Origin of the sequence: Paenarthrobacter sp. CAP02 (assembly GCF_040137855.1) — a bacterium.
In the GTDB taxonomy this organism is placed as follows: Bacteria; Actinomycetota; Actinomycetes; order Actinomycetales; family Micrococcaceae; genus Arthrobacter.
Genome location: NZ_JBEEII010000006.1, coordinates 137,601 through 162,859 on the forward strand (window position 1 = coordinate 137,601; position 25,259 = coordinate 162,859).

Annotated in this window: 24 protein-coding genes; 13 read left to right on the forward strand and 11 right to left on the reverse strand. The window is 64.0% G+C overall.

The features are described from left to right. Positions 1-10: 10 nt before the first annotated feature. From ABHM97_RS12260 to ABHM97_RS12270, 3 genes are all read left to right on the forward strand, one after another. Positions 11-628: an alpha/beta hydrolase gene (locus ABHM97_RS12260; RefSeq protein WP_235520239.1), complete on the forward strand. Its 618-nt coding sequence runs from the start codon at positions 11-13 to the stop codon at positions 626-628. Between the two features lie 381 nt (positions 629-1,009). Further along, positions 1,010-1,735: an HAD family hydrolase gene (locus ABHM97_RS12265; RefSeq protein WP_416403582.1), complete on the forward strand. Its 726-nt coding sequence runs from the start codon at positions 1,010-1,012 to the stop codon at positions 1,733-1,735. Between the two features lie 30 nt (positions 1,736-1,765). Then, positions 1,766-4,120, forward strand: coding sequence for a glycoside hydrolase family 65 protein (locus tag ABHM97_RS12270; protein ID WP_349470870.1), 2,355 nt, complete (start codon positions 1,766-1,768; stop codon positions 4,118-4,120). A gap of 15 nt (positions 4,121-4,135) precedes the next feature. On the opposite strand, the gene ABHM97_RS12275 is transcribed toward ABHM97_RS12270, so the two are convergent. Then, a complete protein-coding gene (locus ABHM97_RS12275) occupies positions 4,136-5,785 on the reverse strand; it encodes a PucR family transcriptional regulator (protein WP_349470871.1) in 1,650 nt (549 codons plus the stop codon). Positions 5,786-5,913: 128 nt separating this feature from the next. On the opposite strand from ABHM97_RS12275, the gene ABHM97_RS12280 reads away from it, so the two are divergent. The 5 genes from ABHM97_RS12280 to ABHM97_RS12300 are packed head-to-tail and all read left to right on the forward strand — an operon-like array spanning position 5,914 to position 10,272. Next, positions 5,914-7,200 carry an alpha-hydroxy acid oxidase gene (locus tag ABHM97_RS12280; protein ID WP_349470872.1) on the forward strand — a complete coding sequence of 429 codons (1,287 nt, stop codon included), beginning with the start codon at positions 5,914-5,916 and terminating at the stop codon, positions 7,198-7,200. Positions 7,201-7,210: 10 nt separating this feature from the next. Beyond that, the gene (locus ABHM97_RS12285) at positions 7,211-8,152 is read left to right on the forward strand and encodes an ABC transporter substrate-binding protein (RefSeq protein WP_257370210.1); all 942 of its coding nucleotides are present in this window, start codon (positions 7,211-7,213) and stop codon (positions 8,150-8,152) included. Between the two features lie 26 nt (positions 8,153-8,178). Continuing rightward, positions 8,179-9,099, forward strand: a complete 921-nt coding sequence (locus ABHM97_RS12290; protein ID WP_235520233.1) for an amino acid ABC transporter permease — start codon at positions 8,179-8,181, stop codon at positions 9,097-9,099. After that, positions 9,099-9,863, forward strand: coding sequence for an amino acid ABC transporter ATP-binding protein (locus ABHM97_RS12295; protein ID WP_305082607.1), 765 nt, complete (start codon positions 9,099-9,101; stop codon positions 9,861-9,863). Before ABHM97_RS12290 ends, ABHM97_RS12295 begins: the two co-directional genes overlap by 1 nt. 28 nt (positions 9,864-9,891) lie before the next feature. Beyond that, complete coding sequence (locus ABHM97_RS12300) at positions 9,892-10,272, forward strand: RidA family protein (RefSeq protein WP_235520232.1); 381 nt, start codon at positions 9,892-9,894, stop codon at positions 10,270-10,272. On the opposite strand, the gene ABHM97_RS12305 is transcribed toward ABHM97_RS12300, so the two are convergent. Next, positions 10,273-10,626, reverse strand: coding sequence for a hypothetical protein (locus ABHM97_RS12305; RefSeq protein ID WP_349470873.1), 354 nt, complete (start codon positions 10,624-10,626; stop codon positions 10,273-10,275). Positions 10,627-10,793: 167 nt separating this feature from the next. Then, entirely contained in the window at positions 10,794-11,600 is an 807-nt protein-coding gene (locus ABHM97_RS12310) for a TspO-related membrane protein (RefSeq protein WP_349470874.1), read from the reverse strand. A 111-nt stretch (positions 11,601-11,711) separates the two neighbouring features. On the opposite strand from ABHM97_RS12310, the gene ABHM97_RS12315 reads away from it, so the two are divergent. Continuing rightward, positions 11,712-12,227, forward strand: coding sequence for a MarR family winged helix-turn-helix transcriptional regulator (locus tag ABHM97_RS12315; RefSeq protein WP_235520229.1), 516 nt, complete (start codon positions 11,712-11,714; stop codon positions 12,225-12,227). Here the strand turns inward: ABHM97_RS12315 and ABHM97_RS12320 are convergent. Genes ABHM97_RS12320 through idi form a run of 6 tightly spaced genes read right to left on the reverse strand, consistent with a single transcriptional unit; the run spans position 12,222 to position 17,982 of the window. After that, on the reverse strand, positions 12,222-13,448 hold the full coding sequence (locus ABHM97_RS12320; protein WP_349470875.1) for a prenyltransferase: 1,227 nt from the start codon (positions 13,446-13,448) through the stop codon (positions 12,222-12,224). The genes ABHM97_RS12315 and ABHM97_RS12320 overlap by 6 nt on opposite strands. Next, entirely contained in the window at positions 13,445-13,795 is a 351-nt protein-coding gene (locus tag ABHM97_RS12325; protein ID WP_349470876.1) for a lycopene cyclase domain-containing protein, read from the reverse strand. The genes ABHM97_RS12320 and ABHM97_RS12325 overlap by 4 nt, the downstream gene beginning before the upstream one ends. Continuing rightward, positions 13,795-15,447 carry a phytoene desaturase family protein gene (crtI, locus tag ABHM97_RS12330; RefSeq protein WP_349470877.1) on the reverse strand — a complete coding sequence of 551 codons (1,653 nt, stop codon included), beginning with the start codon at positions 15,445-15,447 and terminating at the stop codon, positions 13,795-13,797. The genes ABHM97_RS12325 and crtI overlap by 1 nt, the downstream gene beginning before the upstream one ends. After that, positions 15,444-16,349, reverse strand: a complete 906-nt coding sequence (locus ABHM97_RS12335) for a phytoene/squalene synthase family protein (protein WP_349470878.1) — start codon at positions 16,347-16,349, stop codon at positions 15,444-15,446. Before ABHM97_RS12335 ends, crtI begins: the two co-directional genes overlap by 4 nt. Beyond that, positions 16,346-17,431, reverse strand: coding sequence for a polyprenyl synthetase family protein (locus tag ABHM97_RS12340; RefSeq protein WP_257370199.1), 1,086 nt, complete (start codon positions 17,429-17,431; stop codon positions 16,346-16,348). Before ABHM97_RS12340 ends, ABHM97_RS12335 begins: the two co-directional genes overlap by 4 nt. Beyond that, entirely contained in the window at positions 17,428-17,982 is a 555-nt protein-coding gene (gene idi / locus ABHM97_RS12345) for an isopentenyl-diphosphate Delta-isomerase (RefSeq protein ID WP_235520223.1), read from the reverse strand. The genes ABHM97_RS12340 and idi overlap by 4 nt, the downstream gene beginning before the upstream one ends. Before the next feature lie 95 nt (positions 17,983-18,077). Here idi and ABHM97_RS12350 point away from each other — a divergent pair, with 95 nt between their 5' ends. From ABHM97_RS12350 to ABHM97_RS12365, 4 genes are all read left to right on the forward strand, one after another. Beyond that, complete coding sequence (locus ABHM97_RS12350) at positions 18,078-18,641, forward strand: MarR family winged helix-turn-helix transcriptional regulator (protein ID WP_349470879.1); 564 nt, start codon at positions 18,078-18,080, stop codon at positions 18,639-18,641. A 125-nt stretch (positions 18,642-18,766) separates the two neighbouring features. Continuing rightward, the gene (locus ABHM97_RS12355) at positions 18,767-19,873 is read left to right on the forward strand and encodes an EAL domain-containing protein (RefSeq protein WP_349470880.1); all 1,107 of its coding nucleotides are present in this window, start codon (positions 18,767-18,769) and stop codon (positions 19,871-19,873) included. Positions 19,874-19,985: 112 nt separating this feature from the next. Further along, entirely contained in the window at positions 19,986-21,290 is a 1,305-nt protein-coding gene (locus tag ABHM97_RS12360; protein ID WP_235520220.1) for a glycosyltransferase 87 family protein, read from the forward strand. Positions 21,291-21,315: 25 nt separating this feature from the next. Beyond that, positions 21,316-22,569 carry a glycosyltransferase 87 family protein gene (locus ABHM97_RS12365; protein ID WP_502921287.1) on the forward strand — a complete coding sequence of 418 codons (1,254 nt, stop codon included), beginning with the start codon at positions 21,316-21,318 and terminating at the stop codon, positions 22,567-22,569. Here ABHM97_RS12365 and mptB read toward each other — a convergent pair. Further along, entirely contained in the window at positions 22,566-24,173 is a 1,608-nt protein-coding gene (gene mptB / locus ABHM97_RS12370) for a polyprenol phosphomannose-dependent alpha 1,6 mannosyltransferase MptB (protein WP_235520376.1), read from the reverse strand. The two genes, ABHM97_RS12365 and mptB, sit on opposite strands and share 4 nt — an antisense overlap. A gap of 169 nt (positions 24,174-24,342) precedes the next feature. Beyond that, positions 24,343-25,239, reverse strand: coding sequence for an SGNH/GDSL hydrolase family protein (locus tag ABHM97_RS12375; RefSeq protein WP_349470883.1), 897 nt, complete (start codon positions 25,237-25,239; stop codon positions 24,343-24,345). Positions 25,240-25,259 lie beyond the last annotated feature (20 nt).

The following is a 25,259-nucleotide window of genomic DNA, read 5'->3' on the forward strand; positions in this document are numbered from 1 at the left end:
TCTCAGTTCCATGGAATCAGTGGTTTGGTCGAAGCCTGAAAACGAGCGAGCAGGCACCCCGTTGCTGGTGATGTTGCACGGTTATGGGACAAGCGAGCAGCGCATGGAGAAGCTGTTCCCGCATTTGCCTGCCGACTTCAGCTGCGCTGCGCTGCGCGGGCCTAAAGTCATTGGCGACGACTACGGTTGGTTCCTGCTGGACTACTTCCTCACCAACGACTTTGCGGACGTCATCGCCTCCACCAACCGGGTGTTCGACTGGATCAACTCCGTCAAAGGGAACCACAGCAGCGTCAGCCTGCTGGGCTACTCCCAGGGCATGGCGATGGCCAGCACGCTGCTGCGCTTGCGTCCCCAGGAGTTTACGGCCACGGTGGGTCTGTCCGGATTCGTGCTGGACAACGACCTCCTTGCCCTCAGCGAGTCCTTCGACAGTCCGCCCCCGTTCTTTTGGGGCAGGGACAAGGCTGATCCGGTCATCAACGAGGACGCGATCGCGCACACCGAGGAGTGGCTGGAGGCGAACGTCGCGCTGACAGCGCGGACCTATCCGGGGATGGGGCACCGGATTGAGCCGCAGGAACTGGTGGATGTCAGCGCGTTCCTTAAGTACTACGTGTTGCGGTAGTTCGCCGGATTAGAAACCATCCAGGGTCCAAAATCAAGACGCCGGTGAGAGTCACGTCACAATTTCGAGTTCGGCTGTACTCTCTTGAATGACAAAATTGTAAGCGCTTACACTTTGGGCTGTTGGCCGACGTGGGCTTGCGAAATGTTCCGTGGGACAATGGAGGTATCGATGACGAACACGCGACATTGCAGGCAACCCAACACCTGCGGCGCCCCGCCCACGGCAGTGTTCGCCCGTAACGACCAAGCGGCTTCGGAGCATTGACTACGCTCCGCGACGACGGCCCGTCTGTCCCCCAGCACGTAGCCGCACCCGCCCGATACCCAGCTCATCGAACGCAAAACCACGCGCCCACAAGCGCTGAACGGAATGACGCACATGACTGATCTTCGTAATGCCTGGAGCGGCGCCTCGGCGCTGCTGTTCGACCTCGACGGCGTGCTGACGCCAACTGCCGTGGTGCACGAGCATGCGTGGCAGGAACTGTTCGACGATTACCTCGCTCGGACAGGCCATTCCCAGGGCTACCAGGAAAGCGACTACTTCGATCACATCGATGGCAAGCCGCGATTCGATGGCGTCCGGGATTTCCTGGCCTCGCGCGGCATCACCCTGCCTGAAGGTCCTGTCCACGACCACCCGGACAACCAAACCGTGCAGGGTCTCGGCAACAGGAAGAACGCCATCTTCAACGAGATCGTGAACTCCCGTGGCGTCGAGCCCTACCCGGGTTCAGTCAAGTTCATCAACGCTGCGGTGGAGCTGGGACTGAAGGTCGCCGTCGTATCTTCATCCCGCAACGCGCCCGCTGTACTGAAGGCCGCTGGCCTTGACCACCACTTCGAGGTGGTGGTGGACGGCCAGGTGGCTGCCGGCGTCGGACTTCCCGGTAAACCGGACCCGGCAACCTATGTTTACGCGGCGGGCCTGCTGGGCGTGCCTGTTGAGGAATGCATCGTGGTGGAGGACGCCGTTTCCGGCGTGCAGGCCGGCGCGGGCGCCGACTTTTACGCCGTGATCGGGGTGGACCGCGGAGCCGGCCGCCAAACCCTGCTGGACGCCGGGGCCACGCTGGTGGTCGACGACCTCAACGATCTTCTCTGACCCTACTTTTTCGAAGGACCTCTTTAGCCCATGGCACTCATCAGCTCCGATCGGCTGCGCTTCCCCTGCGAGCCCTGGAAGCTCGTGGAAAACATCCACGTCCCCGGCGACGAGGGGACCCTGGAAACACTGTTCGCGCTCGGCAACGGCCACCTGGGCATCCGCGGCTCACATTCAACCGCGGGCGACAGTGAGCTTCCCGGCACGTTCATCAACGGTTTCCACGAGATCTGGGACATCAAGCACGCCGAGAATGCCTACGGTTTTGCCCGCACCGGGCAGCGGATCGTCTACGTGCCGGACGCCAACAACTTCACCGTCTCCATCGACGGCGAGGCGCTGAGCCTGGCCGAGTCCACGGTGTTGGACTACCACCGTGCCGTGGACTTTTCCACCGGTGTTTACGAGGAAAGCACCACCTACGCCTGCCGCTCCGGCGCTACCGTCACCACGGTAGAGCGCCGCGCAGTGGGGTTCGACAACCGCGGATGCCTTGGCCTGGAGCTGTCCGTTTCGGCTGACCGCGACGTTTCCGCGGACATTATCTCCGGCGTCGTCAATCGCCAGGACCAGCCTGTGGAGGACCACTCGGTCCACGACCCGCGCCGATCCGGCCGGCACGCCGGGCGCGTGCTCCTGCCGCTGCACCTCCAAGGTGCCGACGGATCGCTCCGCATGGCATGGGAGACCTCCGAATCCCGCCAGCGCGTCGCCATGGCCGTGGACCACTGGATCTCCGCCGAAGGCCAGCCGTTTGAAACGCTCGTGGCGGAAGACGACTCGTCCGTCCGTTACGTTTTGGCGATTCACGCCGGCGAAGCTTTCCGCGTGGAGAAGACGGTCAGTTACCTGGTGGCCGGTTCCAGCGACGCCGAGGACCGTGGCGAGAGCCTGGCCGCCGACGCCGAAGCCAACCTTGTGTCCTTCTCCGAAATCCTTGCCCAGAGCAAAGCCCACTACGAGCAGTACTGGACCACGGCGGATATCTCGATCGGCGGTCAGCCGGAGATGCAGCAGGCCGTCCGGTGGGGACTCTTCCAGCTGGCGCAGGCCACTGCCCGCGCCGGGGTGGCTGGCATCCCCGCCAAGGGCGTCAGCGGATCCGGTTATGAGGGCCACTATTTCTGGGACCAGGAGATCTACCTCCTGCCGTACCTGACGTACACCAACCCGTGCGGTGCCCGAAAAGTGCTGGAATCCCGCCACGCCATGCTGCCGGATGCGCGTGTGCGGGCGAAGGAGCTCAGCGTCGACGGCGCACTGTTCCCGTGGCGGACCATCAACGGCCTGGAAGCCAGTGCCTACTACGCCGCGGGAACGGCCCAGTTCCACATTGCCGCCGCCATCGCTTTCGCCGCAAACCGCTACCAGTGGGCCAGCGGGGATGACTCGTTCCGGGCCGAACTGGGGGCGGACCTGCTCATTGAAACAGCCCGGATGTGGGCATCTCTGGGCTTCTTCGGGAAAGACGGCATGTTCCACATCCACGGCGTGACCGGCCCCGACGAGTACACAGCCGTGGTCAACGACAACCTGTATACCAACGTCATGGCGCGCTTCAACCTGCGGGCTGCCGCTGCGCTGGAGCACGAGGGGATCGCCGATACCGAGCGGATGGTGTGGCGGCAGGCAGCCGAGCGCATGTCCCTCCCGTACGATCCCCACCTTGAAGTGTTCAGCCAGGACAACGACTTCATGACGCTGGAACCGTGGGACTGGAACACCCCCAAGTCCAAATACCCTTTGCTGCTGAACTTCCACCCCTTGGTGATCTACCGGCACCAGGTCCTCAAGCAAGCCGATACGGTGCTGGCCATGTTCCTCCAATGGCAGGACTTCACAGCCGAACAGAAGCAGCGGGCGTTCGACTTCTACGACCCCATCACCACCGGCGACTCCACCCTCTCCGCGTGCGTGCAGGGCATCATGGCGGCCGAAGTCGGCTACGGCGATATTGCGCTGCAACACTTCACCGACGCCCTGTTCATCGACCTGGACAACTCGCACGGCAACACGATCGACGGCGTCCACATCGCCTCCACCGGCGGTATCTGGAGCTCCCTGGTCTGCGGTTTCGCGGGCATGCGGGACCAAGGCGACGTGCTGCGTTTCGACCCGCGCCTGCCGGTCGAATGGGAGGACCTGTCCTTCCGGCTCAAGGTTCAAGGCCGCCTGCTGTCCGTGGAACTCGCGCAGGGCTCCATTGCGTTGGCGCTTGAATCCGGGCCGGATTACAGCGACGAGCCGTTGCGCATCACGGTGCGCGACTACGACGTCACCGTCGGGACGGAAACGGTCACGGTTCCGCTGGACAGCGTTCCCGTGCCGCCGCCGTCGATCTTCCCCAGCGTCTTCCCGACGGCGGGCCTTCCCATCATCCGTTAGGTCGCGTTGGGGGAGCTACTTCGCGGCCAGCTCCATGGTGGTAATCCGCAGCCACAACCACAGCCGTTTCTGTGGGTCCGCCAGGTCGAGGTTGAAGTCCTCGGCCAGGCGGCCCACGCGGTACCTGACGGTGTTGTTGTGCACGTGGAGGTGGGCGGCCATGGCGGAAATGTTGCCATTGAAGGCCAGATAGGCCCGCAGGGTCTCCAGGTACTCCGTTTGCTGCTCGGCGTCCCGGGCCTGGATCCTGGCGATGTCGTCTGTTCCGGCCAGGCCGTTCTCCTCGATGAACTCCCCAATCCTCAGCAGGTTCAGCGGAACCTGGAAGTCCTCGAAGAGCGCAACGCCCGGCACTTTGTTGTTGCCCGGGGACTTGCCCTGGCGTGCCTGCAGGTTCAAAAGATGGTGCAGCGTGCGCATGGCTTCGGACCGGGACCGCGGCAGCTCGTCGATGGTCGCTGCGATTCCACCCACTGTCGCAATGACCGGGAACGAACTGATGGTGTGCGAATAGGCCTCGATCTCCTGGATGATCCGGGCATGCAGGGCCCGCGGGGACGGGCCATTGCCGGGCAGGAGTGCGTAGACCACTGAGCCGATCAGGGCGCTGTGGCCGGAGCCGAACTGGACGTTGCACACGGTGGTCACCAAGTGCAGAAGCCGGTGGATTTCCCGGACGGACTCCAGGCTTCCCGTCTCCGGGCGGACAATCGAGAAGGCTGCCACGGCCAGCCCGTTGGCGGTATCGAGGCCCAGCTGCGCGGCGGCGAAGGAGGCGTGGGGAGTGTCATCCATGAGCGTGCGGATGAGGTCCGCATTTCGTCGCTCCCCGAAGTCTGAGGCCGAGCGGGCATGGAGCATGTGCAGCCCTGCCAGGGGCGCCATCCGATCCAGCGCGTCCAATGCCGTGGCGCGTTTTTCCTCACCCGGGTCGATGATCCAGATGGAACCCAGCAGCTCACCGCCGGCCCTGACGGCCAGCGCGAGGCGGGCCATTCCGTCGTCGAGCGCTGGAACAAGCACAGCCCCCGGCGCGGCGTAGACCGCTTTGAAGTCCTGGTCGAACGCCGGCTGGACTGTTTCCTGCAGCGTCAGGGTTGTGATGCGCCGGAGTTCGTCGATGGGCTGGCCCGGAAGGGTGGAATAGCCAAGGATGCGGCCCAGTGGGTCCACGATGCTGGCGGCGCCGTTGGTGATGGACGCTGCGGCGTTGGCAAACGCGTAAAGGTCCCCCAGCCGCACACCTGACACCGAGTCCGCGGCAGCGCCCACAACCGATGCCCGAGCCAGGGCAACCAGTTGCGTCCAGTCCGCGTCATCCGGGGCCACGAGGACCGAGAGGGTATGCCGAACCGCCGCGGAACGCAGTTGTTCCATCCGGGCGCCATGGGCTTTGACGATCACTGCTGCGGCGTTGCTGTTCGCTGCCCGGTGGAGGAGCTGATCGAAGTCCGGTGAACCGTATGTGCACCCGACCGCGAGGATGATCCGGTTGTCCACGCTGGACCAGGTATCCAGGGGGTCGTACATGAGGACGTCCGATACCAGGTGGCCCAGGTTCTCGGGAGTGGGGTTCGCGTGCACCAGGTCGGCCTGCATCAACTGGATGCAGTCCGAAAGGCGGACGGCCGATTGCTGTATCCCTGACTGTGCCACGGTATCCATGGTTGGACGTTATCACAGGCATTCGAGCGATCTTATGGAGGATTTTACATATAGAGCGAAGGAGATCTGCGTCACTATTGGGAGTGACGCCGGGCAGGTGAGCCCGTCAGGAACACAGAGGACACACCATGAAAATCAAGGACATCAGGGCGCTCGCCTCGGTGCAGGGACCAGCCCGATCCACCGCCGAGCGGCTCTCCCGGAAGTGCTACAGCGTTGAGGACATGCGGAAGCTGGCAGCCAAAAGGCTCCCCAAGAGCATCTTCGAATACATCGAAGGCGGCGGTGAGGACGAGGTCTCGCTGCGCCGGAACCGGTCCTCCTTCGATGACTGGTCATTCCTTCCCAAATGGGGATCAGTGGACAACCTGGACCTCAGAACCACCATCCTTGGCGGCCCGTCGGCGATGCCGGTGACGCTCTCGCCGACGGGCGGAACGCGGCTGTTCCACCCCGAGGGTGAGTCCGCCGTCGCCCGCGCAGCGCTCGCCGCCGGTATCCCCTACGGACTGGCGCACCTGAGCACCACCACCATGGAAGCGGTCAGCGCTGCGGCGCCGGGACTTCGCCGCTGGTTCAACCTGGAACCGACGTCGGACAAAGGGCTCCTGCAGGCTGTCCTGGACCGGGTGTCCAAGGCCGGTTACGAAGCCCTGCTGGTCAACGTCGACTGCAGGGCCATCGGGCACCGCGAGCGCGATTACCGCAACGGCTTCACCGCCCCGCCGTCCATCAAGCCAAAGACGGTGGTTGAGGGGATGTTGCACCCCGCATGGGCCCTGGGATTCCTGGCCAATGATGCGATCGCTTTCCCCAACCTCGATGCCGAAATTCCCGATGGTCCGCTGGCCAGCTCGCCCGATATGTGGCGGACGCTGCTGGCCGGTTCCTACGAACCTACCGACTGGGACGACATCCGGGACCTGCGGGAACGCTGGAACGGTCCGATCGTGCTGAAGGGCGTGGTGAACGCGAACGACGCCGCGCTGGCAGCTTCCATGGGTATCGATGCCATCCAGGTCAGCAACCACGGTGGACGGCAGCTGGACCATATGGCGGCACCCCTTGATGTCTTGCCGGAGATCGTTGCGAAGACCGCTGGACGGATGGAAATCATCGTCGACGGCGGCATCCGCCGGGGTTCCGACGTGGTCAAGGCGCTGGCCCTCGGCGCGGACGCCTGCTCCATCGGACGCCCCTACCTGTACGGCCTTGCTGCCGCAGGCCAAGCCGGCGTGGCGCACGTCCTGAAAATGTTCACAGCCGAAATGACCCGCACCATGATGCTCCTCGGAGTCTCAACCATCGAAGAACTGCGGGCGGAAGGCCGGGACCTGATCCGGCACCGCAACGAAGCATTCGTCCGCAACCAACCAACCCGTATCCCCGAGGCCCCTTTGGCCTTGCAGAAATGAGGAATCCGACATGAACAATCCAACAGCGGTCCTCCGCGCGAAACCCGTCTTATCGGCCGTCGTCGCCACTGCTGCGCTGATGTTGGCGGTGACGGCGTGCAGCCCAACTGGGAACGCATCGGCGTCGAACCCGTCCGGCGACGCTGCCGCAGCGGGAACCGGCGTCCCCGCGCTGGCAGTCAACCAGGCCGCCGTCGACCTTCTGCCCGAATCCATCAAGGCTTCCAAGGTGCTGCGCGTGGCCATCCCCACCAACGAACCTCCTACGCAGTTCTACCGCGAAGGCACGCAGGAAATGACCGGAACCAACCCGGACGTGGCCCGTCTCATCGGTGAGGCATTGGGTGTCAAAGTGGACATCCAGGTGGCCAACTTCGACTCCATCATTCCCGGCCTCGCAGCCAACCGCTACGACATGACCGTCTCCTCAATGACACCCACGCAAAAGCGCATGGAAGTGCTGGACTTCGTGGACTACATGCAGATCGGCAACGCCATTGCCGTCCCCAAGGGAAACCCCGGTGGCATCAAGGACGAGAACGCGCTCTGCGGCAAGAAGGTGGGGCTCCTGACGGGTTCGTACCAGCTGACGGTGAACGTGCCTTCCTATGACGAGGCCTGCACAGCCGCCGGCAAGGAAACTATCCAAAGGAGTGAATTCCAGGACACCCGGCAAGCCATATCCGCGCTGACAAGTGGTCGGTTGGATACCGTGCTGGCTGACTCGCCCATCCTGAACTTCGCGGCTACCCAAAACCCCGGCATCGAGGTGGCCCGGACGTACGAGTTCGCGCCGGTTGGTGTGGGTGTGCCCAAGCAGTCCGGGTTGGTGAAGTCGGTCTCCGCTGCCCTGGACGCTGTGATCAAGAGTGAGTCCTACACCAAGGTCCTCGCGAAGTACGGTCTTGAGACCAGCGCCATCACCGATGCCCGCGTCAACTTCGCCCAGTAATGCATTCGAGTAGAGAGGTGACGGCTGTGCAGAAGCAACCCTCAGTCCCCGGCACCCGGGAGCCGGCCACAGCGTCCGGTGATTCCATTCCCGTGGTACCGCTGAAGCACCCGGTCCGGCTGGTCCTTGCAGTGGTGCTCATCCTGGTAGCACTCAGTGCCGCGTGGGACGTGGCGGTGAACCAGCGCTACCACTGGGATGTTGTGGTGTCCTACCTGTTCGCACCGCAGATCCTGGCCGGGGCGGGTTTGACGCTGGTTTTGACCGTGGTTTCCATGACAGTGGGCATCGCACTGGGCACAGTGCTGGCGATCATGCGGCTCTCCGACAATCCGATCCTCAGCACCATCAGCCGCGCGTACATCTGGTTCTTCCGGGGAACGCCGCTCCTGGTCCAGCTGATCTTTTGGTACAACATTGCGGCGCTCTACCCGGTGATCGCGTTCGGGCTGCCCTTTGGTGGACCGTCCGTGGTGCTGGGATCAGCGAACGTACTGATCTCCCCGTTGGGTGCAGCGCTCCTGGGCTTGTCGCTGAACGAGGCCGCGTACATGGCCGAGATCATCCGTGGTGGCATCGGTTCGGTAGACAAGGGCCAGTACGACGCCGCCCGGGCCCTGGGAATGAGCGGTGGCAAGCTCATGAACCGGGTGATCCTGCCCCAGGCGATGCGCGTGGTTTTGCCGCCCACCGGCAACCAGGTCATTTCGATGCTGAAAGGCACGTCCCTGGTGAGCGTCCTCGCGATCTCGGACCTGCTCTACTCAGCGCAGATCATCTATGCGAACAACTACCAGACCATTCCACTGCTGATTGTGGCCAGCCTCTGGTACCTGCTCATGACCACCGTCCTGAGCTTCTTCCAAAACAAACTCGAACGCCGGTACGGCCGCGGTTTTGACTCAGCGCCGCGACGGATCCGCAAGCCCAAGACAAGGACAGCATGATGACTACTGCCATGGTGGAAGCCCGGGGAGTCCGGAAGAACTTCGGCGTTATCGAAATCCTCAAAGGCATCGACCTCAGGGTTGAGAAGGGTTCCGTGACCTGCCTGATCGGCCCGTCCGGTTCCGGCAAAACCACCTTCCTGCGCTGCATCAACCACTTGGAGAAGGTGGACGCTGGCCGGCTTTACGTGGACGAGCACCTGGTGGGCTATGCCGAACGCAACGGGAAGCTCTATGAAATGAAGGAACGCCAAACAGCACGCTCGCGGCTCAACGCAGGCATGGTGTTCCAACGCTTCAACCTTTTCCCGCACATGACAGTGCTGGAGAACATCATCGAGGCGCCCGTGCATGTGCTCGGCCGGCCCCGGCGTGAGGTGGTGGTGGAAGCGCAGGCACTCCTGGACCGGGTGGGCCTGGGCAACCGCGGACACTCCTACCCCCAGGAGCTCTCGGGCGGGCAGCAGCAGCGCATCGCGATTGCACGGGCGCTGGCCATGAAGCCCAAGCTGATGCTGTTCGATGAGCCCACGTCGGCGTTGGACCCCGAATTGGTGGGTGAAGTCCTGGACGTCATGAAATCCCTCGCAGAAGCGGGGATGACCATGGTGGTGGTGACGCACGAGCTCGGCTTTGCCCGGCAGGTCGCTGACCAGGTGGTGTTCATGGACGGCGGCGTGGTGGTCGAAAGCGGCCCTCCGGAGGACGTCCTGGACAACCCGCAGCAGGAGCGCACAAAAGCTTTCCTCTCCAAGGTCCTTTAGCAATTTCCATCGTAACGAAAGGCAATACATGTCCCGCCAGCAAGTCGTCACCAACCTCGCCCCCAGCCCGGCCGGTCCCTATTCCCAAGCCATCGTGGCCAACGGGTTCCTCTTCACCGCAGGCCAAACGCCCCACGATCCCGTGACCGATGAACGGGTTGGCATCACCATTGAGGAACAGACCATTCAGGCCATGACCAACCTCGGTGAAGTCCTGGGCGCGCACGGACTGGATTTCTCGCACGTGGTCAAAGCCACCGTCCACCTGCACCACCCCGGGCGCGATTTCGACGGCTTCAACAGCATCTACGAAAAGTATGTTGTAGCCCCGTACCCGGCACGAACCACCGTGGGCTCGTTCCTGGGCGACTTCCTGGTGGAGATCGATGTGGTGGCAGCCCTCCCGTAGTCAGTTGCTGCTGGCGTCTTCCTGCCGGGATTTTGCCAGTAGACGACGCCGGTCCAACTCGCAGTTGATCAACTCGAGGAGCGCTTGGGCCGGCTCTGACAGATGGTGGGTGTCCGGGGAGCCCAGCTGATCGCAGTGCAGGAGGACGTGGCGGATCCGTTCCAATTCCCGGGATGGCACCAAAGGCCAGCGGTGGAACAGCTGCCGGACGGCTATCGCTCCAAGCAGGGCGTCGGGTTTGTTGGCCGCGCCGTGCGTGCCATGGTTCGCGGCTGCTCTTCGTCGAGCAACGCTGGCCGCGGAAGGAGGGACGCCCTGGGCCAGGATCTCGGCCTTCAGCGGATCGGGGGCCATGGGGACCTCCCTGGGTAGAGCAATATAAGCCGTCTGCGTGACTTGGCATTCAGCTTACAGAATGTGACGTACCGCCGGAAAGCCCGCCGTTCTTCGTTCGCCCCGCGCTTGTACGAGGCGTGGGGCGGACAAGACCGGGACGTCATCCCAGCGGCGAAGCCTCGCCCTTAGCGCCCGGCCGGAGCCTGCCCGGCCGACACCAGCCGGACCCGCACCGTGATCGCAGCACCGAGGACCAGGGCAGCAGCAACGGCTGCGGCAATCGCCGTCGGGAAGGACTCGGGTGCGTCGGAGCTGCGGCCGACCGTGATCCAAGCGAGGCCCCACGCAATGGCTGCCGCCAGGGCGAGGCGTCCGTGCCCCTTGATGGCCAAGGCGATTCCGACGACGGCCACCACAGCCAGCACCGTGACGGACCAGATTTCGGGTCGCAGCCCCCAGCCCGCAAAGCCTGAGGCCTTCAGGGACGCGGCGATGTTGGCGCAGACGGCCACGCTGGTCCAGCCCAAGTAGAGCCCCAGCGTTCCATCCACCACCACAGACTCAACCCATGAGCCGGCATGGGTTTGGCTGTAGCGCAGGAACGCCAGTACCAGGGTGGCCAGAAGGGCCAGGATCACCAGAACGCTGACCAGGAGCCAACCGGCCTGAACGGACAGGATCCACGCAGCGTTCAGGATCATGGAGGCGGCGACGATCCAACCAAGCGATCGCTGCCGTTCAGTTGAACGTTGGGAGGGCAGCCACTGCCACACGGTGAAAGCTACCAGCCCGGCGTACACCACGGACCAGATGGAGAAGGCCGGTGTCGCTGGAGCGAGGAGAGTGGAGTCGGCGGCCAAGGCACCGCCGGCGGCCTGCGCGATGGGGGTCCCGCCAAAAACTCCAACGCCGATCATTGACCCCACAATGCATATCATCAGGCTCGCGGTAACGGTCGTCTGCCGGGCCAGGTCTGAGCTTCGAGATGCCATGTTTCGAGCCTCTTTCCTTGGGAAATGTGCGGAGTCCTGCATTCGCGGGTCGGGTGACTTAGTATCAAAATGCTAGTGAAACAAGCTTTACGTTTATCAAAGGAACATCGGATGGACTCGGTAGGCCACGCACACGGCTACTGGTACGGGAAAGACCCGGGGCAGAAGGCCATTGCCGTTGACGTCCTGAACGCGCTGCGGGACTACCGTGCCTCCGAACAAGCGATGCGGCGACGGACCCGTTCGTCCATGGGGATGGGTGAGAAGGACCTGCTGGCCCTCCGGTATTTGTTCGAAGCCGAGGCTGCAGGCAAGTTGATGAAGCCCAAGGACCTTGGCGACAAACTCGGCATAACGTCCGCTTCCATGACCACGCTGATCGACCGGCTGGTGGAGTCCGGCCATATCCGCCGTGAGCCGCACCCCACCGACCGTCGGGCATTGATTTTGAAGGCAACCACCGGTTCAGACCAGGAAGTCCGGCATACCTTGGGCGGAATGCATCGTCGTATGCTCGACGCGGCATGCGCATTGAGCCCGGAAGAGTCGCAGATCGTGGTGAACTTTTTGCAGCACATGCGCGAGGCGCTGGACGCCATCGATGAAGAGGAACCACCCCACTCATGAGGTGAGGCTCCACTGCAGGATGAAGATCAGCGTCACCAGGAATCCTGAACCGTAGTTGAGCCAGATGAACCGGCGCCACGCAACGTTGGTGCGTGCCGCCGTCGTATCCGTGACGTTCCAGTACGGGGCGCAGTTGACGATGTACGGGACGGCGATGATCGCCGCCAGCGGGCCGGGCCACGGCGTGGCCAGCATAGCGAGCCCGGCAACAAGCCACAGTACGACGGCGAGCCGCACCGTCCGGCGGGCACCGATGACTGTTGCTATGGAGCCGATGCCTGCCTGCCGGTCGGGCTCGATGTCCTGGACGGCGCCGAACGCGTGGGCGGCCATGCCCCATAGGAAGAACGCGGCCAGGAGGATCAGCAGCCCGGGCGTCACGTCGGCGCCGGCCAGCGCCAAACCCACGACGGCGGGACTGACGAAGTGCGTGCTGGAGGTCAGCGAGTCCAGGACAGGGCGTTCTTTGAAGCGGAGTCCGGCCGCGGAATAGGCCACCACGGCGAAGGCGCTCACCGCCAGGCTGATCCATGCGGCAGGCCCGCCGGCGAAGGCCAGGACCACCAGGAAAGGCACGTTGGTGATCGCCGCCAGCCACAGCATGGGCCGGTGCAGGTGGGGCTGCAGGAGCGCGCCTTCAATCCCGCCCTTTCGCGGGTTTTTGAGGTCCGACTCATAGTCGAAGACGTCGTTGATGCCGTACATGGCCAGGTTGTAGGGGATCAGGAAGTAGAAGGTGCCCACGATCACGACCCAGTCGATCTCGCGGGTGGTCAGGAGCATGGCTGCTGCGAAAGGGTAGGCGGTGTTGATCCAGCTGACCGGCCGGGAGGCGAGCAGCGCTTGTGGGACGAGGCCTTTGAGGTTTGGTTGTGGGGCGCGGCTGCGACGCGTCAGCCAGACCCACAAGCCGGGGAGTGCCACCACGCCGGCCAACGGGTAGGCGAAATCCTCAATCGGGGCGAGGCCCACCCTGAGCCCCAAAATGTGCGCGGGATCGTAGTGGAAGAGTTCCAGGCCGATCATGACTGAGTCGAATACTGCCGTCAGCACGGCCAGCGCAGCGAAAGCGAGGCCCACGGCTTTCCAATGCCGCCCTCGCTCGCCGGGCCCGCCACCCTTTCCGGCGAACGGTGGCCGCGCGAACGCTGCCCGTGCGAAAGCTGCTCCGGCGATGACGGCGGCGGCGATGAAGAGGAGCGCGAGCACTAAGTAGGTCACGCGTTCTCCTTCTCCCTCTCGCGCTGCCGGGCCGGGATCCGCTCCAGCATGCGCCTGGCTCCGGTGTAGAGGACCATCGTGCAGAGCACCAGGAAGAGGAGGAACACCGGTTCCTCTATGGGCAACTCCGGAGCGATCAGCAGGCCAGTGGCTATGGTGCCTTCACCGCGCAGGAAAATCCCCAGCCCGATGCCGGCCAGGTCCCAGGCGAGCAGGAAGAAAACCCCGACGGCGGTCACTATGGCCGCCGCTGTGGCGTCCCGCCAAAAGAACAGCCGGAAACGGTGGTCGAGCAGGAGCATACACCCGATGCCAAGCAGTAACGAGCCTAAATAGAGGACACCCATCAGCCAATCCTGCTAGCTACTGGCCTCACAGCGGTAGGGCCCGGGCTATGGTCTCCGCGGATCCGCTTCAGCACCAGCTCGGCACTGATGAGGCACATGGGGACACCTACGCCCGGAGCAGTGGTGGCCCCTGCGTAATACAGGCCGCGGACCCGCTTGGAGGCATTCTGGGCCCGGAACATGGCGCTTTGGCGGAGCGTATGGGCCGGTCCGAGCATGCCGCCGCGCCAGGAGTTGTAGTCCCGGGCGAAGTCGGCCGGACCGATGGTGTGCCGTACGACGATCCGTTCACGGAGGTCGGGGATGTCGGCCCACTGGGCGATCTGGTCGATCGCTGCATCCGCGGCCCGTTCTATCAGCGCATCGCCCGTGCCTTCCGGCCCCCCTGCCCCGAGCGTGGGATCGGCGGGGACGGGAACAAGGACAAACAGGTTCTCATGGCCTTGCGGGGCCACTCCGGGATCGGTGGCGCTGGGTTTGCAGACGTAGATCGACGCTGGATCCGGAATGCGGGTGTCCGCCCCGAAGATCGAGGCGAAGTTTGCCTCCCAATCCCGGGTGAAGAACAAGGAGTGGTGCGGCATCTGTGGCAACGTACCTTTGACACCCAGCATCACCAGGACGGCGCCCGGCCCGCTGGTGCGGCTTTGCCAATACTTGCTGTCGTAGCTTCGGTCCCGGACGCCAAGGAGTTGGGTTTCGGTGTGGTGCAGGTCGGCACCGGAGACAACCTGGTCGGCAACGCTGTAGTGCTCAGCTCCTGAGGCGTCGCGCCATTTCACGCCGGTCACTTCCCGGCTGTCCTTGCCGCTAAAGGGGGCCGGGAGCTTCACTCCGTCGAAGCGGCCCACCTTCTTGGTCCGGGTTGCTTCCCGCGTAGTGATCTTGAGTGCTTCGGCACCCGTATGGATCCGGACCCCGGCCTCGGTGGCCAAGGCTTCAAGGCGCTCCACCAGCTCCCGGAACCCGCCCATGGGGTATTGCACTCCGTCGCCAAGGTCCAGGGCGCTCATCAAGTGGTACATGGCGGGAGCGGCCGAAGGGCTGGTGCCGAGGAACACGGCAGGATAGCCCAGCACCTGCCGCAACACCGGGTGCTGGAACCGTTGGGAAACGTACTTGTCCAACGGCGTCAGGAGGAGCTGCGCCAGCCGGGGAAGGTTCCGGACGACCTCCGGGTGCAGCAACTCTGAGAGCTTGGTGAAGGGGTTGTACAGGAAAAAGCGTTCGGCCATGTCCGTGGTGTGCCGCGCCGAGTCAAGGTAGGCCGACAACTCCCTGGCACTTCCGGGCTCCACCCTTTCGAAGGTGTCCAGAACCTGTTCGCTGCCCAAGGGGACCGTGAGCGGTTCCGGCGTTACGCCGTCGTGGCCTGGTTCGCTGAAGACGCGGTACGCGGGGCTGAGCGTCCGCAGGTCGAGCTGTTCGGCGGCGCTGGTGCCCAGGAGCTTGAAGAAATGATCGAACACGCCGGGCATGAGGTACCAGGAGGGGCCGGTGTCGAAGCGGAATCCGTCCCGTTCCAGGCTGCCTGCCCGGCCACCTACGTGATCTTGCTGCTCAAGGAGCTGGACCTCGTGTCCTTCATGGGCGAGAAGTGCGGCGGTGGCAAGCCCAGCGATGCCACCGCCGATAACTACCGTGCGGGTCATCGGCGAAGCTCCATCCAGGTTGAGGCGATCGCACGGGCAGCGAGCCCGGCTTTGACGGTGTCCGGCACGCGCACCCGCGAACGGTACAGTTCGTCCACTGTTGTCTGCTCGATCCTGTCAGTCAGCGCCGCAAACAGGGCCAGTGCGCTGCGGACAGCGGCCCGGGCGTCCCGTGGCAAAAGGGGAATGGCCGCGTTGGCGTCGGCAAGCTGGCCGCGGATGGTCCGTACCCATTCCATCCGGTCACGGTCCTCGAGATGCTCGGCAGTACCCAGATAGCTGCGGCCAAGGCGTTCGGTGTCGTCGGCCAGGTCGCGGAGGAAGTTGATGTTCTGGAACGCAGCCCCCAACTGGCTGGCGCCGTGGCGCAGGGCTGAGCGGCCGTCGTCGTCGATGTCCTGCCCGCGCATGAACACCTGCAGGCACATCAAACCCACAACCTCAGCGGAACCGTGGACGTAACCCTGGTGGGCGTCGGCGTCGAACCGCAGTGGCACAGCAGGGGCAGCGGTGCAGCCGCCGAGGTCCGTGCGCATGGAGTCGAAGAAGGGGTTGATCAGGGTCGCGTCAATCCCGGCCGCGCGTGCTGTTTGGGCGAACGCGTGGATGATGAGGTCGCTGCTGTACCCGATCTTGATGGCGCGGTGGGTTTCATCGATGAAATGGTCCAGCGCGTCATTCTGTTCCTGGTAACTGAGTCCCGCCTCCGCGGTAACCCCGTCCACCAGCTCATCGGCGACCCGCACCAGGGCATAGATATTGCGGACATGTTGGCGGTGCCGGGAGCCCAGCAACCTGCAGGCGAGGCCAAAGGAAGTGGAGTAGGCGGCGATGACCTGGTTCGCGGCGCGTTCGGCGGTCCGTGTGAACTGGGTAAAGGAAGTGTCCATGGCGACGCTCATGATTGCCGTCCTTCCAGTTGGCCTGCAAGATCCAACAGGACGTCGCGGGCGCCCGGCGGAACCTGGGATTCGGGACTGCTCAGCAGGTGGTTGAAGGACCGCATTTGCTCGCTGATCAGGGATTGGACGAATTGCTCAGCTCCGCAGTCGGTCAGCTGCCTGCGGACATGGTGGGCGTCCGCGCCACTGAGCTCGGGGAGCCCGAAGAAGGGTTCGATGTCCGCCCAGCTGCTGGTGCTGCGGGCGTGGGCGATGATGGCCGTTTGCTTGCCTTCCCGCAGATCCGAAAAAGGATCCTTGCCGTGGCGGCGCGGATCCCCGAAGGTGGACAGGAGGTCGTCCTGCAGCTGGAAGGCCAGTCCCAGGTGCTTGCCTGCCGTGGCGAGCGCCGTTTCCACGCCGAAGTCCGCCCCGGCCAGCGCCGCGGCGGCACGCAACGGCAGCTCGAAAGTGTAGGTGGCCGTCTTGTAGCCGCACATCACCAGGATCGTCTCAAGCTCCGGGGCCACGATGCCATCTCCCAGGCCCACATCAAGCTGCTCGCCTGCCACGGTCTCGTTGATGGTGTGCTCCAGCAGATCCAGCAGGCGAAGCCGCAGTTCGTGCTGCAGCTCGGCGCGGGCGAAGGCCTGGTGGGTGGCTGAGAGCAGCATGTCGCCCATCAGGATGCCACCGGTCTGGGCCCAGTGGAGGGCGCCATCGGGCCTGGGAAGCTCTCCCGCTTCGGCCAGGAGGGATCCGATCAGGTTGGGATGCCCGCGGCGGACCAGGTCGCCGTCGATCACGTCGTCGTGCAACAGGAACGCGTAGTGGAGGAGTTCGATGGCGGCAGCGATGCTGATGGCGGTTTCGCGCTGGCGCGGGTTCCCTTGTTGGAGGGCGTCATAGGTTTCCATGAGGAGGAGCGGCCTGACGAACTTGCCGCCCAGGACGTTCGCACCTGCCAGCGTCCAAAGGTGGGCGAAGTCCGGGCCGTAGGCTGTGGCGGCACTGGTCCGCTTGCCGATCAGGCCGGAAAGCTCATTCTCGATGGCGGTGCAGAGATCTGTTCGGCTGCGCACGGTTCCTGAGGTGATGGTCATGCCCCGGCACCTGCTGCGAGAGGGAGGGTCCGGGCCTCGAGAAGCTGCGGGAACTGCATGCCGAGCCAGGGGCTGAAGGCCGCGGGCGTGTGTTCCAGGGCTTCGCTGAGCAAGTCGGGCGATATCCAGGCCCAGTCGGCCACTTCGGCGGGATTGGGTTGGAGGGTGCCGCTGATCCGGGCGGTGTACACGGGGCAGATCTCGTTTTCCACGATCCCTGTAGGGTCGACCGCCCGGTAGCGGAAGTGGGGGAGGGCGGGTTCGATCCGGTTGGCTTCCACGCCGAGTTCGAAGCGTGCGCGCCGCATGATGGCCTCCTCGAAGTCTTCGCCCGGTCCCGGGTGGCCGCAGAAACTGTTGGTCCACACGCTTGGCCAGGTCTTCTTCTCGGGCGAGCGCCGGGTGAGGAGGACTTCGCCTGCCTCGTTAAGCAAGTAGCAGGAGAACGCCAGGTGCAGGGGAGTGTCCTGGGTGTGCACTGAGGCTTTGGGGGCCTCTCCGATGGGGTTGCCGGCATCGTCAAGGAGGACGACCATCTCTGTCGCGTTCACTTCTCGCCTTCCCTCGGAACAACTCAACGAACAACATTGCTAGATAAGCTAGAAGAAAGGCTACCATGTAAGAAGTTGGGTGTAACATACTCAACATGTCCAAACCTGAAGAAATCGACGCCTCGGTTTCCTCGGGCATTTACAGTGTGGAATCCAACGATCCCCACCAGGAACTCGTGGACCGCTCCGGCCTCTCCGAATCCGATATCCAGCAGATCAACGAGCTCATGGCCGCCCTGGGGCGGTTGCGCGAGGCTGAGGAGCGGCTCTCCGACGCTTCCCGGATCTACATGGGGCTTAACCAGTCGGACATGCGCGCCCTGCACTACCTGATTGTCTGTGCCAACCATGGCGTTATCGCCACCCCCGGCGCAATAGCGGCGCACCTCCACATTTCGACGGCGTCAACCACCAAGCTGCTCGACCGGCTGGAACGTGCAGGCCACATCACCCGCCGCGCGCACCCCTCCGACCGCAGGGCGCTCGCCATTGGAATCACACCCGAAACGCACGACGCCGCCATGCGCACCGTGGGCCGCCAGCAAGCCAAACGCTTCCTCGCCGCAGCACGGCTCACCCCCGCCGAACGGGAGACTGTGATGCGGTTCCTGGACGAGATGGCCAAGGAGATTGAACCCGGCGAATTCTTGCCTGGTTAATGCCAGTAGGGCCTGTAGCAACGTCCTGCGGTTCGTTCTGTTAGATTCGTGACAAGGCCCACATGTTGCGGGTCCGGCAGGTGTCTGGCATAGCCAGCGGGGGATTCACATAAAGGAATATTTCGATGGCTCAAGAAGAGGGCTCCAGCCCACCGGATCGCGGTGCCGATAGCTCGCGCCATGAAAGCTCTGGGGCCGCGCCGCAAAGCAGCGGTGCGACCATGCGCGAGCAGGTGCTGGACATTATCGCTTCCATCCTGGCCGACACCGATCCCGGCAGCGAAGAGGCCCGGAACAGGCTACGCGTGTTGGTGGATGCCCACCCGGACAACCCCGCCGCCGCCCTCCTGGAACACCTGCTGGAGACAAGGAAAACCCCGGCATCGGGGGCTAAGGTCCCTGTCCAGCGTGAGCCCGCCAGCCTCCACCTGGAATCATCTGACATAGCACGGACCGTTTCCGTTCCCGTCAGCCCCGAGATCCGCGAGAGCATCCAGGCGGTCCTCGCAGACAAGCTCCTGTTGACGGCATTCCAACCCGTCCACGCCCTGCCAACAGGCGAGGTGGTGGGCGTCGAAGCATTGACCCGGTTCGTTGGCGAGGACGGTGCCGGCGCTGACGTTTGGTTCAGCGAGGCAGCTGCCGCAGGATTGGGCACCGAACTGGAAATCGCCGCGCTGCACTGCGCATTGACCGCCGCGCACGAGGTCCCGGATGAAATGTCCGTGGCGCTGAACCTTACCCCGGCCACGTCGATCGACCCGCGGGTGCGTAACCTGCTGGCCGCAGCTGCCCTGGCGCCCGAGCGCATCATCGTTGAACTGACCGGCAGCCTGGAGGACGCCGGCGGGCACTCCGGTGCCAATGGACTGGGTCCCCTCCGGGCCTTGGGACTCCGGTTGGCGGTCAGCGCTTCGGGTGCTGCCCTGGTTTCCTTGGACAGGGTTGAGCAACTGAGCCCGGACATCATCAAACTCGACCGGCACCTCATCGAAGGCATCGAAGGCAGCGCAGGGCAGAAGATGCGCGCACGGGCCATTGTGGAGCTCGCAAGGGACCTCGGAGCCAGCGTCATCGCGGAAGGCATCGAAACCACGGCCGAACTTGAAGAAGTCACCGCGTTGAACGTCACCGCAGCCCAGGGATACCTGCTGGGGCGTCCTTCCGTGCATCCACTGGACTGGTCGACCTGGAGCATCCGTGCGCAGACCGAAGCGCAGCCCGCCGGCTGACTGCAAGGCTTTTGGGTGACTCGCGTAAAGTAGCACGCGGGGGTTTTGCCGGTCCCAAGAAAACTGGGGACTGCTCAAGCACGGACCCACCTAGCCAGGAAGTTCTACGTTGATGGACAGGTTTTTCAGTATTCTCGCGGATTTTCGCAGCAAAACGCTGCCGGGGAGGTTGCTGGAGCGTCTCAACACGCCGCGGGGCCTGCTGTGGGGCTTCGTAGTTGTCCACCTGGGCTTCCTGATCTTCGCTGCTCTGCTTTCCTTCCGCAACGAGGCGTTCAGCGACACCTTTATCTACCGTGAATGGGCCCTGGCCGGCTTCAACGAAAGCAACCTTTCAGGCGGACCAAGTCCTTGGGTGTACCCCATCCTGGCCCTTATCCCCATGGGCATCGCCGCCGCTGCGGGCTCCGGGCCTTTCTTCTTCCTCTGGGTCCTGATCACCACCGTCCTCAACGGGTGGGCGATGCTCAAGCTCACCGACCGTGGCCGCCGCGCAGAGGCCATCCCGGCCGGCTGGTGGTGGCTGTCCTTCGTGCTGCTCATGGGTTGGCTGGGCTTCGCACGCGTTGATGGGTTGACTGCCCCCATTGTCCTGGTCGCTTTGGTGTACGGCGTGGCGCGGCCATTCATCGCCTCGGTGCTGCTGAGCATTGGCACATGGGCCAAGGTATGGCCCGCTGCTGTGATGCTGGCGCTGTTCGCCGTGGTCAAGAACCGCTTGCTGGTTGTGTTGGCAGGAATTACGACGACGGCGGTTGTGGTGGCCCTCGCCGCTACGGTCGGCGCCGTTCCCAAGCTGCTGAACTTCCTGACCCAGCAGGGTGACCGCGGAATGCAGCTCGAAGCCACCTTCACCACGCCCTGGCTCTGGTTGTCCGTGCTGGGCGTGGGCGACTCCCGGATGTACATGAACACCGACATCAACTCCATGCAGGTGGACGGGCCCGGAACGGCCTTCATGTCGGTGCTCATGCAGCCCCTCCTGCTGCTTGCCGCGGCCGCCGTGGCCGGACTGACCTTCTGGGCCCTGCACCAAGGAAAAGTCAGCGGTGGCGTTGACCGCACCGAACTCCTGCTCGCGGGCGCGTTGACCTTGGTAACCGCCTTCATTGTCTTCAACAAGGTGGGATCACCCCAGTTCATGGTGTGGCTTGCCCCCGCCGTGGCCGTCGGATTGGCCCACAACTGGAAGGCCTGGCGCGTCCCGGCCACCATGCTGATAGCCATCGCGGTGGCCACGTTCTTCATCTACCCGTTGTTCTACGATGCGCTGAGCCACAACAACCCACTGATGGCCATGGTGCTGACCATCCGCAACGTGCTCCTGGTGGTCCTCTTCTTCTGGTCCGCGCGCCGCCTGTATTCACTGGGCAGGAAGCCTTCAGTCGTTGCCGAACCAGCGGTCAAGGAGCTCTAAAATTTCTGCCACGTTCTTCGATCGGCTGGTCCGTGTCCGCAGCCGTGTCCTGCCTCCCGCGGTCGTCGCTTGGTTCGCCCGGCCCGGCAGCGTGTGGTGGGGCTTCGCCGTCGTGCATTTCTTCTTCCTGTGCTGGATGGCGTCCTTCTTCCTCAACGGCGACACGTTCAGCGATACCGAGCAGTACCGGCAATGGTCGCTGGAAGGCTACAACCCGGCAAACCCGGGCAAGATCAGTCCCTGGGTCTACCCGGTGCTGGCACAGATTCCCATCTTCCTTGCCGGAATAGCCGGCCCGGACCTGTACCTGCTGATGTGGTTCCTGATCATCACGGCGCTCAACGCCGTGGGTCTCTGGTACCTGACCAGGGGCCCGCGCAAGGTCAGCGGAATCGCGCCTGCCTGGTGGTGGCTGTTCTTCACGGTCTTCATGGGCTACCTCAGCTTTGCCCGCGTTGAGGGCATCACGGCCCCGATCGTGCTCATTGCGTTGCTGTGCGCTGCGCGGAGGCCGGTAGTTGCCGCGGTGCTGCTCAGTATCGCGACGTGGATCAAAGTCTGGCCCGCGGCGGTGCTCGCTCCAATGATCATTGCCAGCCGCTCGCGGCTGCAGATGGTCGCAGCGGGCGCGGCCGTCACCGCCGTCGTGGGTCTGGGAACCTACCTGACTGGCGGCTTCAAGCACATCCTGGACTTCCTGATCAACCAGGGTGAGCGCGGCATGCAGTTGGAAGCCACCTTCTCCACGCCCTGGGTGTGGCTCAGTGTCTTCAACATCGCCGGCTCCAAAATGGCGGACAACACGGCCATCAACTCCACCGAGGTCTACGGGCCCGGGGCCGACGCAGCCGCTTTCCTGATGCAGCCGCTGCTGATTGTCGCCGCGGTCGCCGGGGCGATCCTCCTGATCCGCGCCCTCAAACGCGGTGCCGAGCGCGAGGAGCTGTTCCTTGAAGGTGCGCTGATGATGACCACCGCGTTCATCGTTTTCAATAAGGTGGGCTCGCCGCAGTTCATCATCTGGCTGGCGCCGGTGATCGTGGCCGGCCTGACGCACGACTGGAACCGTTGGAAGGTGCCTGCCGCGTTGCTGATGGCCATCGCCATGACGACGTTCGTGATCTACCCGCTGTTCTACACGCCGCTCATTCACGCCCACCCGGTCATGGCCGCGGTCCTCACCATCAGGAACGTGCTGCTGGTAGTGCTGTTGTGGTGGTCGGTTCAGCGGACCGTGGAACTGGGACGGCGGGGCCAGGTCCGGCAGGTAACGCTCTAGCGGATGGTGGGTGGCCGGTGGAGCAGCCGCCGGTCGTTCTGGCCCACCCAGCGCGATAACCTGCCTTGGACCAGGAGCCTGCGCGTATGGATGTCCAGGAACACCAGGTAGAAGGCAAAGAGCAGCGCGATCGCGAAGGCCAGCGAGGAAAGGTCTACTGAGACCTCCACGAAGGACCACACGGACAGCTGGTCCTGCGCCCCGAAGACCACAAAGAAGGTCACCCCGACGTAGAGACTGCGCATCTGCCAGTCGTCCCTGATTCCGGTCACGGCAAGGAACGGTACGAACCAGAGGATGTACCAGGGCTGGATGATGGGGGACAGCAACACCAAAGCCGCGAACGCAAGGGCCATGCGCCGCACCACCCTGGAGTGGTCTCCACGGAACATCAGCAGCAGGACCAGCCCCACGCCGCCCCATTTCATGACGGAGCGCAGGATGTCGGCCATGGCGTTGCCCGGGAGCCCCAGGGCGTTTCCAAGGAACTCGATTTGCTGGCCAAGGAACCCCGACGGCGAGTAGCCGGTGAAGCCGGGCGTGGGATCGGTGATGGCCCACACCCATCCCATGCCGAGGCCGTGGGGGATTCCGCTGATGAACAGCACGCCGAAACTGATCCCCGCTGTTGCTGCCCAGATCCCGAATTTCCGGGGCCACGATGCTCCGGCGCCGGCCCACATCAGTCCGATGAAGGGGAGCAACAACACGGTGATCGGCTTGATGCCAATGGACGCAGTGACCAGCAGGATGCCGATCAGCGGGCGCTTGGTGGCGGCGAAGTACGTGCCGGCCACTGCCAGGCCCACCATGATGGCGTCGTTGTGTGCACTGGCCACGAAGCTTATGAGGAACAGGGGGTTGGCCACCGCGATCCAGAGTGCCCGGGCGCCGTTGATGCCATGGAGGGCAGCAAGCTTGGGTACGTACACCACGCAGAGCAGCACGCCGCCGGCAGCCAGGAGCCTGAACAGCAGGACGGACACATCCGGTTGGGCGCCCGTGATGGCGACAACCATGTGCTCCATCCACAGGAAGTACGGCCCATAGGGCGTCCTGGCTTCAGCCCACGCAGGATCGGCGCCCAGGGAGAACCAGTTGCTAAGAGTTGAGATGCCTACCGTGTAGGGATTCTGGCCCTCCATCATCAGGCGGCCCTGGCCTATGTAGGCATACACGTCGCGTGAGTAGACGGGCACAGCAAAGAGCAACGGCAGGGACCAGGCGGTGATGGCCCAAATAATGGGCCGCAGGGAGTTCCCCTCCCACGTACCCATCCGTTGCCCGAGCCTGAGCCAGGAGCGCACCAACAGCATGGCACCCACAGTCAGCAACACCGCAGAGGTGGTGACGCCCCATCCTTCTGTGCGGAGGGCAATGACTATGGGATGACGGATCATGGGGGAGCCGTTGGCGATCCATCCAATACCGATCGACCCGGCAAACATGAACAGCGAACCAAGGAACCCCTGCCAGATGGCAGGGTACGCCACGGGCTTACCAGCAGCCGGGGACGGCTGGGGTTGAAGGGTATGGCTGACGGGAGGAACGTTTTTCACCGAAGAAGATCCGGGCTGGGGGTTGGGGGTACTGCCTGTCGTCATGACTGGTCGGTTTCCCCCGCTCACGCTATGGCGCTCCGAGGAAAGAGCGCGGTTGATGCCGAAGAGCTTGTACATGCGGCAAGTGAAATTTTAGCGTTGATCCTGTCCAAGCCACCACAGGCGCGGCAAAGGGTGATGGAATGCATACCCTTGGTGTTTCCCGCCCACCTCACGGGCGGTCGTCCCGCGCGGTGAGGTTCCGGGGATCGGTGCCCACAAAGGACCCCGGTGGCATGGCAGCGCCGAAAACCGGCCCAGGCAGCGGCCGCTTCGCATGGCCTTCGTGGTGGGAGTTCCTCTGCCTCAGTCGCTTCAGCACCCACGGAACCAGGTATTCCCGCGCCCAGACGGCGTCGTCCGCCCGGGCTTCGCGCCAACTGCGTTCCGGGAGTGGCTTCGGTGCCAGGGGTTCCAGGGAGTGCGGGACGTTGAGGGCATCCAGGACCATGATGGCGATGGTGTGCTGGCCCAGCGGGGAGAAATGCAGGCGGTCAGGGTCCCACATTTGGGGATTGGTGAGTTGGCGGAGGGCCCATAGGTCTGCGATCACGGCATCATGCCTGGCTGCGACGACGCGGATATTTTCGTTGAAGATGGCCACCTTCCCGCGGGTGCGCCCCAGCACGGGCGTGGCGCCCCAGTCCGGGCCCGTGAACAGCAGGATGGACGCTCCTGTGGTGGCCAGTGCTTCCACCCCCGCGTCCAGCTCAAGGGCCAGCGAATCGGGATCTGTCCGGTGGAAGAGCAGGTCGTTGCCGCCGGCATTGAGGGTGATCAGGTCTGGCCGGAGGGCCAGCGCCGGTCCTACCTGTTCGTCCAGGATCTGGTGGAGCAGCTTTCCGCTGACTGCCAGGTTCGCGTAGGCGAAGTCCGGATGTCCGTTGCTGAGCTCCTCCGCTACCCGGTCCGCCCAGCCCCGCAAGCCCCCGGGGCTGCGCGACTCCGGATCTCCTACTCCTTCGGTGAACGAGTCCCCCAAAGCCACGTAGCGGCTCCACGGGTGCAGGCGGGGCACCCTGCCGTTGGAGCCTCCCTCCACCGGGCCGTTCGGGCTGGTGGCGTTCATCTCCCCATAGTGCGCTGAAT

Excerpts from the sequence above, each read along its gene's own strand:
- ABHM97_RS12260 (WP_235520239.1), top strand. The coding sequence starts at position 11 with ATGGAATCAGTGGTTTGGTCGAAGCCTGAAAACGAGCGAGCAGGCACC.
- ABHM97_RS12265 (WP_416403582.1), top strand. The coding sequence starts at position 1,010 with ATGACTGATCTTCGTAATGCCTGGAGCGGCGCCTCGGCGCTGCTGTTC.
- ABHM97_RS12270 (WP_349470870.1), top strand. The coding sequence starts at position 1,766 with ATGGCACTCATCAGCTCCGATCGGCTGCGCTTCCCCTGCGAGCCCTGG.
- ABHM97_RS12275 (WP_349470871.1), bottom strand. The coding sequence starts at position 5,785 with ATGGATACCGTGGCACAGTCAGGGATACAGCAATCGGCCGTCCGCCTT.
- ABHM97_RS12280 (WP_349470872.1), top strand. The coding sequence starts at position 5,914 with ATGAAAATCAAGGACATCAGGGCGCTCGCCTCGGTGCAGGGACCAGCC.
- ABHM97_RS12285 (WP_257370210.1), top strand. The coding sequence starts at position 7,211 with ATGAACAATCCAACAGCGGTCCTCCGCGCGAAACCCGTCTTATCGGCC.
- ABHM97_RS12295 (WP_305082607.1), top strand. The coding sequence starts at position 9,099 with ATGACTACTGCCATGGTGGAAGCCCGGGGAGTCCGGAAGAACTTCGGC.
- ABHM97_RS12300 (WP_235520232.1), top strand. The coding sequence starts at position 9,892 with ATGTCCCGCCAGCAAGTCGTCACCAACCTCGCCCCCAGCCCGGCCGGT.
- ABHM97_RS12305 (WP_349470873.1), bottom strand. The coding sequence starts at position 10,626 with ATGGCCCCCGATCCGCTGAAGGCCGAGATCCTGGCCCAGGGCGTCCCT.
- ABHM97_RS12310 (WP_349470874.1), bottom strand. The coding sequence starts at position 11,600 with ATGGCATCTCGAAGCTCAGACCTGGCCCGGCAGACGACCGTTACCGCG.
- ABHM97_RS12315 (WP_235520229.1), top strand. The coding sequence starts at position 11,712 with ATGGACTCGGTAGGCCACGCACACGGCTACTGGTACGGGAAAGACCCG.
- ABHM97_RS12325 (WP_349470876.1), bottom strand. The coding sequence starts at position 13,795 with ATGGGTGTCCTCTATTTAGGCTCGTTACTGCTTGGCATCGGGTGTATG.
- crtI (WP_349470877.1), bottom strand. The coding sequence starts at position 15,447 with ATGACCCGCACGGTAGTTATCGGCGGTGGCATCGCTGGGCTTGCCACC.
- ABHM97_RS12335 (WP_349470878.1), bottom strand. The coding sequence starts at position 16,349 with ATGAGCGTCGCCATGGACACTTCCTTTACCCAGTTCACACGGACCGCC.
- ABHM97_RS12340 (WP_257370199.1), bottom strand. The coding sequence starts at position 17,431 with ATGACCATCACCTCAGGAACCGTGCGCAGCCGAACAGATCTCTGCACC.
- ABHM97_RS12350 (WP_349470879.1), top strand. The coding sequence starts at position 18,078 with ATGTCCAAACCTGAAGAAATCGACGCCTCGGTTTCCTCGGGCATTTAC.
- ABHM97_RS12355 (WP_349470880.1), top strand. The coding sequence starts at position 18,767 with ATGGCTCAAGAAGAGGGCTCCAGCCCACCGGATCGCGGTGCCGATAGC.
- ABHM97_RS12360 (WP_235520220.1), top strand. The coding sequence starts at position 19,986 with ATGGACAGGTTTTTCAGTATTCTCGCGGATTTTCGCAGCAAAACGCTG.
- mptB (WP_235520376.1), bottom strand. The coding sequence starts at position 24,173 with ATGACGACAGGCAGTACCCCCAACCCCCAGCCCGGATCTTCTTCGGTG.
- ABHM97_RS12375 (WP_349470883.1), bottom strand. The coding sequence starts at position 25,239 with ATGAACGCCACCAGCCCGAACGGCCCGGTGGAGGGAGGCTCCAACGGC.